The organism is Corallococcus sp. AS-1-6, assembly GCF_020037015.1.
In the GTDB taxonomy this organism is placed as follows: Bacteria; Myxococcota; Myxococcia; order Myxococcales; family Myxococcaceae; genus Corallococcus.
In genome coordinates this window covers 19508-29556 of sequence record NZ_JAIQDE010000052.1, presented here as the reverse complement: position 1 = coordinate 29556, position 10049 = coordinate 19508, and the positions used below count along the sequence as shown (strand labels likewise).

The 10049-nt window shown below is 69.5% G+C and carries 9 protein-coding genes; 4 read left to right on the top strand and 5 right to left on the bottom strand.

What is annotated here, in order from left to right; genetic code table 11:
* The first annotated feature begins 224 nt into the window (after positions 1-224).
* Positions 225-1703 (top strand): S28 family serine protease, encoded by a 1479-nt coding sequence (locus tag K8612_RS38020; RefSeq protein WP_223765819.1) that lies wholly within the window; start codon positions 225-227, stop codon positions 1701-1703.
* 3 nt (positions 1704-1706) lie between these two features.
* Here the strand turns inward: K8612_RS38020 and K8612_RS38015 are convergent, their stop codons facing one another.
* The gene (locus tag K8612_RS38015; RefSeq protein ID WP_223765818.1) at positions 1707-2612 is read right to left on the bottom strand and encodes a LysR family transcriptional regulator; all 906 of its coding nucleotides are present in this window, start codon (positions 2610-2612) and stop codon (positions 1707-1709) included.
* A 110-nt stretch (positions 2613-2722) separates the two neighbouring features.
* On the opposite strand from K8612_RS38015, the gene K8612_RS38010 reads away from it, so the two are divergent.
* The 3 genes from K8612_RS38010 (at position 2723) to K8612_RS38000 (ending at position 6453) form a co-directional block, all read left to right on the top strand.
* The gene (locus K8612_RS38010; protein ID WP_223765817.1) at positions 2723-3769 is read left to right on the top strand and encodes an NAD(P)-dependent alcohol dehydrogenase; all 1047 of its coding nucleotides are present in this window, start codon (positions 2723-2725) and stop codon (positions 3767-3769) included.
* Between the two features lie 56 nt (positions 3770-3825).
* Positions 3826-4254 (top strand): NADAR family protein, encoded by a 429-nt coding sequence (locus tag K8612_RS38005; protein WP_373692170.1) that lies wholly within the window; start codon positions 3826-3828, stop codon positions 4252-4254.
* A gap of 789 nt (positions 4255-5043) precedes the next feature.
* Complete coding sequence (locus tag K8612_RS38000) at positions 5044-6453, top strand: FadR/GntR family transcriptional regulator (protein WP_223765816.1); 1410 nt, start codon at positions 5044-5046, stop codon at positions 6451-6453.
* Positions 6454-6537: 84 nt separating this feature from the next.
* Here K8612_RS38000 and K8612_RS37995 read toward each other — a convergent pair whose 3' ends face one another.
* The 4 genes from K8612_RS37995 to poxB form a co-directional block, all read right to left on the bottom strand.
* Positions 6538-7002, bottom strand: a complete 465-nt coding sequence (locus K8612_RS37995) for a DoxX family membrane protein (protein ID WP_223765815.1) — start codon at positions 7000-7002, stop codon at positions 6538-6540.
* A gap of 85 nt (positions 7003-7087) precedes the next feature.
* Positions 7088-7603 (bottom strand): hypothetical protein, encoded by a 516-nt coding sequence (locus K8612_RS37990; RefSeq protein WP_223765814.1) that lies wholly within the window; start codon positions 7601-7603, stop codon positions 7088-7090.
* Positions 7604-7633: 30 nt separating this feature from the next.
* Complete coding sequence (locus tag K8612_RS37985; RefSeq protein ID WP_223765813.1) at positions 7634-8152, bottom strand: RNA polymerase sigma factor; 519 nt, start codon at positions 8150-8152, stop codon at positions 7634-7636.
* A gap of 126 nt (positions 8153-8278) precedes the next feature.
* Positions 8279-10015 (bottom strand): ubiquinone-dependent pyruvate dehydrogenase, encoded by a 1737-nt coding sequence (gene poxB, locus K8612_RS37980; RefSeq protein WP_223765812.1) that lies wholly within the window; start codon positions 10013-10015, stop codon positions 8279-8281.
* Between the last annotated feature and the right edge of the window lie 34 nt (positions 10016-10049).

Sequence of the window (10049 nt, the reverse complement as noted above, 5' to 3'; positions counted from 1 at the left end):
GAAGACCGCCACCAACTACCTGGCGGTCCTCCATCTGGCCTGCATGATGCTCTGGCTTAATTAGGGACACCCCCTAGAGCCAGGGCCTTCCACCGAACAGGGCCCCACCATGTCACCGAGCCGTTGCCGCGCAAGTCATTGCAAGAATCACCTGGGACGTCCTTCTTCTTGAAATACATGACCGGCATGTTCGTTATGCCTTTCCAACAAGGAGGGCTTCACCCATGTCACGTTTCTTCGGTCGTCCCGCGGTGCTGGCGTGCGCGCTGGCACTGGGGCTCCAGGCTTGTGGCGGCAGCGAGCTTCCCCCGGAGTCCATTGCCCCGAGCGCGCCAGAGGTCCAGGCGCAATCCCTGACACAGGACGCGGCGCCGGACATCCTGGCGCAATTGCAGGCGATTCCCGGCCTCACGGTGGTGCAGGAGCGGCCGGCTCCCACGCCGGGCGTGCGCTTCTTCGTGTTGAGCTATGACCAGCCGGCGGACCACCTGCACCCGAATGGCACGCGCTTCCAGCAGCGGATGACGCTGCTCTTCCGGAGCGCGGAGGCGCCCATGGTGCTGGCCAGCACCGGCTACGGCATCGGTACGTCCCCCGGCCAGACGGAGCCCACCTTCCTGCTGCAGGGCAACCAACTGCTGGTGGAGCACCGCTTCTTCGGGCCCTCCATTCCGCAGCCCGCGAACTGGAAGCTGCTCAGCATCGAGCAGGCGGCGGCCGACCACCACCGCATCGTCCAGGCCTTCAAGCCGCTCTTCCCCGGCAAGTGGATCAGCACCGGCGGCAGCAAGGGCGGCATGACGTCGCTCTACCACCGGGCGTTCTTCCCTCGGGATGTGGACGCCACGGTGGCCTACGTGGCGCCCAACAGCTACGGCACGCAGGACCCGCGCTACGTGACGTTCCTGAGCAAGCTGGGCACGCCTGAGTGCCGTGAGGGCATCAAGACCTTCCAGCGCGAGGTGCTGGAGCGGCGTGAAGAGGTGGGCCCGCTCTTCCAGGCGACGGCCGCCGCATCCTATGGCAGCACCTACGACTTCCTGGGCGTGGACAAGGCGCTGGAGTTCACCGCGCTCGAGTTCGCCTTCGCCTTCTGGCAGTACGGCGACGCGTCGCTGTGTGAGCAGATTCCGGCGCCGGGCGGCCCCGCGCAGGGGCTGGTGGACTTCATGGACTGGGTGGTGGGGCTCTCGTACATGAGCGACGGGGACCTGAACTACTACGCGCCCTACGACTTCCAGGCCGCGACGCAGTTGGGCAGCTACGCCTCGGAGGAGTCCCACCTGCGCGGCGTCCAGCACTATCCCAGGGGCTACGACCCGCGCGCGCTCGTGCCCTTCGACATGCGGCCGTATGCATTCAACCCGTTCGCCATGCCGCTCGTGGAGGGCTGGGTGAAGGCGTTCGGCGAGCGCATCCTGCTCGTCTACGGAGAGAACGACCCCTGGTCCACGGGCGCGTTCAGCGTGAGCGCTCGCAATGACTCGTACCGGTTCTTCCAGCCGGGTGGCAATCACGGCTCCCGCATCACGGGCCTTCCGGAAGCGGACCGGGCCGTGGCGCTGGAGCGGCTGCGGACCTGGGCGGGGCTGCCTGCGGAGAGCGCCAGGTCCATGAGCCAGCTCGCCCACGGCGAGGAGTCCGCGGAGCTGCCCGTCACCACGGGCGTGGTGGACCGCCGCCGCGGCCCGCCGCGCGACTGACGTTCAGGGCCGTTCGGCCGTCACCTCGCGGGCCACGTCCAGGAAGGCGCGGAACGCGGGGGACACCTGGGCGCGGCTGGGGAAGTAGAGGAACAGTCCCTCCATCCACGCCGCGTAGGGTTCCAGGACGAGCTTCAGGGTGCCGCGCCTCAAGCGCGGCACGATGGTGGGCTCAAAGGCATACATGAGTGCCAGCCCCGCCTCCGCCATCGCCACCAGCACCTCCTCGTTGGTGGCGAGCACGGAGCCTCGCACGGGGATGCGCCAGGTCTTCTTGCCGCGCTCCAGCTCCCACGCGTACTTCGCGTCGGTGGACGGCAGCAGGATGTTCACGCAGTCGTGGTCCAGCAGGTCCTCCGGGCGCTGGGGCGTCCCCTTGCGCTTGAGGTACGACGGCGCGCCTACCACCACGTAGCGCATCCGCTCCGACAGGCGGACCTGCACCATGTCCCGCTCGACGGCCTCGAACGGACGGATGCCCGCGTCCAGGCCCTCCGCCACGATGTCCACCATGCGGTCCTCGATGCGCAGGTCCACCTCCACGCGGGGGTGGCGCCGGGCGAAGCGCAGCAGGATGGGCGTGACGACCGTGGACAGGGAGATGGTGGGCACGGACAGCCGCACGCGGCCGGTGATGTCTCCCGCGCTGGCCGTGGCGGCCTCCAGCGCCTCCAGCGCCTGCGCCACGGAAGGACCGGCGCGCTCCAGGAGCCGCTGGCCCGCGTCCGTCAGCGCCACGCTCCGCGTCGTCCGGGTGAGCAGCGGGACTCCCAGCCGCGCCTCCAACTGACGCACCTGCTGGCTCAGCGCGGACGCGGAAATGCCCAGCTCGATGGCCGCCGCCGCGAAGCTGCGTCGGCGTCCCACGACGAGGAAGGCGTTCAGGGCGTTGAGGGGGGTGGTGGCCATTCGGAAGTTTTCCGACATGGTGCGTGCGGATTCCATCCGTTTCGCGGACAGCCTCCCGGGGACATGTTTCCGGGCGTCGGAAGCACCCCAGTCCTTCAGGAGCACTGCCCATGATTTCCGCTCGCGGTTACGCGGCCCCGGATGCCACTTCCCCTCTTGCCCCCTTCCAGTTCGAGCGCCGCGAGCCCGGTCCGCGCGACGTGCAGTTGGACGTCCTCTACTGCGGCGTCTGCCACTCGGACCTGCACATGGCCCGGAACGACTGGGGCTTCTCGGCCTACCCGCTGGTCCCGGGGCACGAAATCGTGGGCCGCGTGGTCCACGTGGGCAGCGAGGTGACGAAGTTCCGCCCGGGCGACCTGGCCGGCGTGGGCACGATGGTGGACTCATGCCGCGCCTGCGCGGACTGCCAGGACGGATACGAGCAGTACTGCAAGGTCCAGGGTGTCCTGACCTACGGCAGCCGGGAGCGGGACGGGAAGGGCATCACGCAGGGCGGGTACTCGGACCGCCTCGTGGTGGACGAGCACTTCGCGCTGAAGGTGCCCGCGAACCTGGACCCCGCGGCGGTGGCGCCGCTGCTCTGCGCGGGCATCACCACCTATTCACCGCTGCGGCACTGGAAGGTGGGGCCGGGGCGGAAGGTGGGCGTGGTGGGGCTGGGCGGGCTGGGGCACCTGGGCGTGAAGTTCGCGCTCGCGATGGGCGCGCACGTCACGGTCTTCAGCCACACGGATCGCAAGAAGCAGGACGCGCTGCGGCTGGGCGCTCACGAGGTGGTCGTGTCATCGCGGCCGGAGGAGATGGCGGCGAAGGCGAACAGCCTCGACTTCATCCTCGACACCGTTTCCGCGGTCCACGACGTCAACGCCTACCTGGAGCTGCTGCGGCGCGACGGGCACCTGGTGCTGGTGGGGTTCCCGGCCCGGCCGCTGGAGGTGGCCCCCATCGCGCTCCTCTCCCGGCGCGCGAGCTTCTCCGGCTCCGGCACCGGCGGCCTGCCGGAGACGCAGGCCATGCTCGACTTCTGCGGCGAGCACGGCATCGTCTCCGACATCGAGCTGATTCCCATCCAGGGCATCAACGAAGCGTTCACGCGACTGGAGAAGGGCGACGTGAAGTACCGCTTCGTCATCGACCTCGAGAGCCTGAAATAGGCCGGGCGCATCAATCCCTGGCGCGAGCAGTCCGCGAAGCTCCAGGTACAGCCGAAGTGATCCCCTTCCACAGCGTGACCGACAACCACGGGGGGTCCTCGAACTTCGCGCCCTACCCCATCAAGCTCCGGGGCAAGACCTGGCCGACCACGGAGCGCTTCTTCCAGGCGCAGAAGTTCGAGAGCGCCTCGAACCAGGAGGAGATCCGCAAGGCCAACTCTCCGATGCTGGCGGCGCGCATGGGCCGGGACCGCAAGCGCAAGCTCCGCCGCGATTGGGAATCCGTGAAGGTGGCGGTGATGCGCGAGGCCCTCCAGGCGAAGTTCTCCCAGCACGAGGACCTCGCCCGTCTGCTCCAGGCCACAGGCGATGCGAAGCTGGTGGAGCACACGGAGAACGACGACTACTGGGGCGACGGAGGTGACGGCAGCGGCAGCAACATGCTGGGCCGTCTCCTCATGGAGCTGCGCGAAGCCGCCAGGTAGGCCGCCAACGGTTCGCCCCAGGGCAACGACCCAAGCGTCTCCACGAGGACGAGCACCGCGCGGAGTGCATCGCTGGGCCGCGACACAGTGCTTGTACCAACGCTCAGGACGAGCGCCACGGGAAGAGGCCGCCCGCCGGGCACGCTTTCCGGAAACCTGTCCGACTGTCGGACACGTTCGCGCCACAGGAGGCACGGCCCACGAGTCCGTCTGTTCATCGAACGGGGCCACGCACGCCACGCTTGAGCGGACATGGCACAGCGAGCCACGGGAAGAGGCCGCCCGCCGGGCACGCTTTCCGGAAACCTGTCCGACTGTCGGACAGGTTCGCGCCACAGGAGGCCCGGCCCACGAGTCCGTCTGTTCATCGAACGGGACCGCGCGCGCCACGCTCGTTCGGACATGGCACAGCGAGCCACGGGAAGAGGCCGCCCGCCGGGCACGCATTCCGCAAACCTGTCCGACAGTCGGACAGCCTTGCGCCCCATGCGGCCCGAGCCCGCGAGTCCGTCTGTTCATTGAACGGGGCCGCGCCACATTCGAGCGGACAAGGGATATCGAGCCACCGGGAGAGGCCGCCCGCCGGGCGCGCTTTCTGGAAACCTGTCCGACTGTCGGACAGCCTTGCGCCGCGTGCGGCCCGAGCCCGCGAACCTGTCCGACTGTCCGACAGGTTTGCGCTGCCCGAAGCCGGGGGCGCGGCCCTTCGCGCCAGACACCGCGTGCGGCGGGACGACACGTCCATGTCAGACCCCTGTGGTGGGATGGCGACGCTGGACGAGAAGGGGGATGGGGATGGGACGGGGCGGGCTCGTGGCGTACGTGGAGGCTCAGATTGAGCGCGATATCGCGCTGGGGCGGTTGCACCCGAGCGGGCGGTTCGGCTCGGAAGCGAAGCTGGCGCGGCGCTATGAGACCTGCCGGGGCACCATTCGCGAAGCACTGCGGCGGCTGGCGGCACGGGGCCTGGTGGTGCAACGCCCCGGGCGCAAGACACGCGCGGTGGCGCTGGACGAGTCGCTGACGCTGGAGAACCTGGGCCTGGTGCTGCATGACGCGCGATCCCCGGAGGCCCGGTGGTTCCTGGAGGGTTCCTTCAGCCTCAAGCGACAGGTGCTGGTGGAGCTGCTGGTCGACTACTGCGCGAAGGCCCCCGCGGTGGCCTTGAATCGGCTGATGGACACCTGCTTCAGGTTGCAGGACGCGGCACGCTGGGAGTCAGGGGTCTGGTGCGCGCAGGTGGAGTTCGAGTTACTGCGGCTCGCGGCCCGGGTGGCGGAGCGGCCCGGGTACGTGCTCCTCGTCCAGTCGCTGCAGCGGGCCTTTCTGGGAGGCGCGGCCATGCTGCTGCCTCTCATGGGCGGAGAGTCGCTGCGCGAGTGGGCCCGGTGCGCGATGGAAGCCCTGGGGGAGCGTGACGCCCTGACGCTCCAGAACGCGCTGCCGTCGATGATGAAAGCGTGCGATGAGCGCGTGCTCGCGCAATTCACCCCTGCCGTCCTCGAATCGCATCGCGCCCAGGAGTGCCTCCTCGACGCCCCCGCGCCGGCCACCGCGCATGTTGCGTCCCCGGCCTCGCAAGCCGAGGGGCTGGCGTCAGGCCCTTGTGACGAGGAGCACGCCCCTGGCCACCTCGCGACCGCCAGCGTGCAGGAGACGCCCCCTGACGTCGCGGGGCCGGGCCTCGGCCACCTTGCGCCAACCACGGGGCAGGACGCGGCGCTTGAGGCACACCCCCTCGTGGCGGAGTCAGGGCACGGCTTCCTTGCACCCGCCTCCGAGGCCCTTGAGGAGCCCGGGGTTGCGCTCCGCTCCCATGCGAAGGCCCTCCCCATGAAGCCGGACAACGGGGCGCTGTTTCCAGTGCCCACCGGGCTCGACTCCAGCGAGCCTCAGGAAGATCGCGTCAGGGACGTGAAGGGCGCGGTCTTGGGCGCCCTGTCCGACCGCCGGACAGGTTGGGGCACCTCATCTCCGAAGGAGGGCCTCCAGGCCGAGCCGTCCTCCACTGGAGACCTCGGACAAACAAGCGGAGCGGTGCGCAACGGGAGCGGACTGCATCATGGCACCCTGGGCCGCCTTGGCCTGTGGGCTGCGCGCTTCTGGCGCTTCATTTCCCACTCCCTGGACACCCTGCTTCATGAGCAGCAGCCCTTTGCTTCCGCTGTCTCCCATGAAGCTCCGCGCGCCCCTTCCTGACGGAGCCCCTGCGCGGTGGACGTCAGGCGCATCCGCCCGATTCCTGCTTCCGCCGCGGAGGCCCTCGAACTTCGGGCGACCTGCTCAGGAAGGCGTCACGCGCATGGCCAGCATCGGGCGGTACACCGCCCGGTAGGACCAGGCCAGGAAGATCTCCGCCGCCAGGAGCACCACCGCCAGGCCCAGGCCCGACGGCGCGAGGAAGGCGTGTGTCAGGAAGATGTTCACGATGACCGGCGCGATGAGCGCCAGCGCCAGCGGGACGAAGCGGTTGGTCAGCAGCAGCAGCCCCACCACCATCTCCGTGCCCTTCACCAGCGCGAACAGGAAGCCCGTCGCCTTCATCGCGATGCCGAAGGCCACCGCCGGATCCGCCGGGTCCAGGTCCTTGGGCATGGGAATGAACTCCAGGAACCCGTTCAACCCGAAGACGAAGAACACCAGCCCCATGAACACGCGGGCCGCCGTCGGCATGAAGCGGGCGAATGACTTCTTCTTCGGGGTGGCCTCCACCGCGGGGGAGGAGGAGGAGGAAAGGGTGGCGTCCATGGCGTGCTCCGTTCAGATGGGAAATCGCGGGCCTTCTACTCCACGTCGAATCAGGGCCCCCTGAATCGACATGTCTCTCGCGCGTCTAGCCTCGCGGCAGCCCGCCTACATGACCGTACGTCCGGGCGCGCAGCCGCAGCACCTGGTACGTGGCGCCGCAGAGGAACAGGCCCAGCAGCGTCGCCAGGGCGGCCTGCACCACCGGAGACTGCGGGCTGTCGGCCAGGGGCCTGTCCGCGGGCAGCCGGGTCAGTGTCTCGTTGAGGCCCGGCACCAGCAGCACCATGAAGCTGGCGGAGTACGTGAGGGTCCGCACGTACTCCGTGGCGCGGCCGAACACGCCCAGGCCTGGCGCCGCCGCGCCCACCGCCATGAGCAGCAGCGCCACGAGCCCCAGCGCGTGGCCCGGGTTGAAGCCGCCCGTGCTCGACAGGCCGAAGGACGTCACCACCGACGTCACCATGCTGGCGACGTACGCCCTACCGACGCGCGTCCCCGGGTCGATGCGCCCGTCGCGCGCGAAGGCCCAGACGCCGAGGACGATGGGGGGCACGCTCACGAGCGTGTGGAGGATGCCCAGGGTGGACAGGGGGTTCGCCATGACAGGACTCCAGATGTGAGGGCTTGGGCTTCAGGCCAGCAGGTATTCGCGGATCATCACGCGGGCGCGGTGCAGGCGGCTCTTCACCGCCGCCGGGTCCAGCGACAGGCGCTCGGCCATCTCGCGAATGGTGAGCGCCTCGAAGTCGCGCAGCATGACGACCTCCAGGTAGCGCGGCGGCAGCGACTCCAGCGCGGACGCCATGTCCAGCCGCAGCGAGTCCGGCGTGTGCGCGGCCATCCACTGGTCCACGAGCGCTTCCTCGTAGGGGTCGTGCCTCAGCACCGTGCGGGCCAGGCGGCGGCACTCGCGCTGGACGATGCGGAACATCCACCCGGAGAACGACGCCAGCTTGCGCACGGCGGACAGGTGGCGGGACATCACCAGCAGGGCCTCCTGGACCGCGTCGTCCACGTCGCTGATGAGGCAGCGCTTCTGCGCGTAGCGACGCAGGTAGGGCTGCTGGAGTTGGAGCAGGTGCACCATCGCGTCGCGGTCACCGGCGTGGGCCGCGAGCAACAGCGCGTCGGGAGTGGAAGTCGAGCCCATGGAACCTGCCTCGTGCGACGGGGAAAATCCCCATCCGCGCACTAAGAGGCGGCCACGGGCCGGATGGATTCGCGGCCCTGCTGATTTTTCTCCGGCCCCGCCCAACCGCTGGAAATGCCAGGGGTTTCAGCGCCAGAGGTTGGTGCGCGCCAGCTCCAGCACCTCGTTGGTGCGGCCGTTGAGCAGGGCCTTGATGCCGAACAGGGTGAAGCCCGCGGCCATGGACGCGGTGATGCGGGGCGGCATCACCAGCTCCGCCTTGCTGACCACCGCGTCCACCAGCACGGGGCCCGGCGTCGCGAGCGCCAGTTGGACGGCTTCATCCACCTGCCCGGGGTCCTCCACGCGCAGGCCCTTGACGCCCACGGCCTCCGCCAGCGCGGCGAAGTTCGGGTTCTGGAGCGCCGTGCCCACGTCGAGCATGCCGCCCACCTGCTGCTCCATGGCCACGAAGCCCAGGGAGCTGTTGTTGAACACCACGACCTTGATGGGCAGCCCCAACTGCACCAGCCCGATGAAGTCCCCCATCAACATCGTGAAGCCGCCGTCGCCGGAGAAGGAGATGACCTGCCGGTCCGGGAAGGCCTTCTGCGCGCCAATGGCCTGCGCCAGGGCGCTCGCCATGGAGCCGTGGTTGAAGGAGCCCACCAGCCGCCGGCCGCCCTTCATGGTCGCGTAGCGCGCGGCCCACACCGTGGGCAGGCCCACGTCACAGGTGAAGATGGCGTCGTCCGCCGCCTGGAGGTCGAACGCGCGGGCCACCTGCGGCGGGCGGATGGGCTTCTTGCCCACCGTGCCCTGCCCCAGCGCGTCCAGTTCCTCGCGCGTCTTGCGGTAGTGCGAGAGCGCGCGGTCCAGGTGCTTCGTGTCGCGCTTCGCCTCGATGTGGGGCAGGAGCGCCTGGACGGTGGCGGACACGCTGCCCACCACGCCCAGGTCCACCCGCGTGCGCTTGCCGATGTTCTCCGCGCGCACGTCCACCTGGATGATCCGCGTATCGGCGCTGTCCGGGTAGAACTGCCGGTAGGGGAAGTCCGTGCCCAGCATCAGGAGCACGTCGCAGTCGATCATCGCCCAGTACCCGGACGCGTAGCCGATGAGCCCCGTGAGCCCCACGAAGTGGGGGTTGTCCTTCTCCAGGAACTCCTTGCCCCGGAGCGCGGAGACGACGGGCGCCTGGAGCCGCTTCGCCAGCTCCACCACCTGCGCGCCCGCGCCCTCGCAGCCCGCGCCGCACAGCAGCGTCACGCGCCCGCCGCGGTTGAGCAGCGCGGCCACCTCCTCCACCTGCGCGGAAGACGGCATCAGCAGGGACGGCGACGGGCGCAGCGACTCCGGCGTGGGGGCGCGCGCGTCCTCCGCCTTCTGCATGGCGATGTCGCCGGGGAGCACCACCACGGCCACGCCGCCCTTGCCCACCGCGTTGCGGACGGCGATCTCCGCCGTGCGCTGCATCTGGTTGGGGCCGGAGACCAGCTCGCAGTAGTGGCTGCACTCCTTGAAAAGCGACTCCGGGTGGGTCTCCTGGAAGTAGCCGGTGCCCAGCTCCACTGAGGGAATCTGCGCGGCGATGGCCAGCACCGGCACCCGGCTGCGGTGGCAGTCGTACAGGCCGTTGATGAGGTGCAGGTTGCCGGGGCCGCAGCTCCCCGCGCACACGGCGAGCTGCCCGGTGAGGTGCGCCTCCGCGCCCGCGGCGAAAGCGGCGGCCTCCTCGTTGCGCATGGGCACCCATTCGATGTCACCCCGCTGGCGCAGCGCCTCCGTGAGGGCGTTCAGGCTGTCACCCACCACGCCATAGATGCGCTTCACCCCCGCGAGCGCGAGGACCTCCACGAACTGGTCCGCCACCGTCTTCTTCATGGTCCACCCCGGGGCGAAGATGTGCACCGTCCCG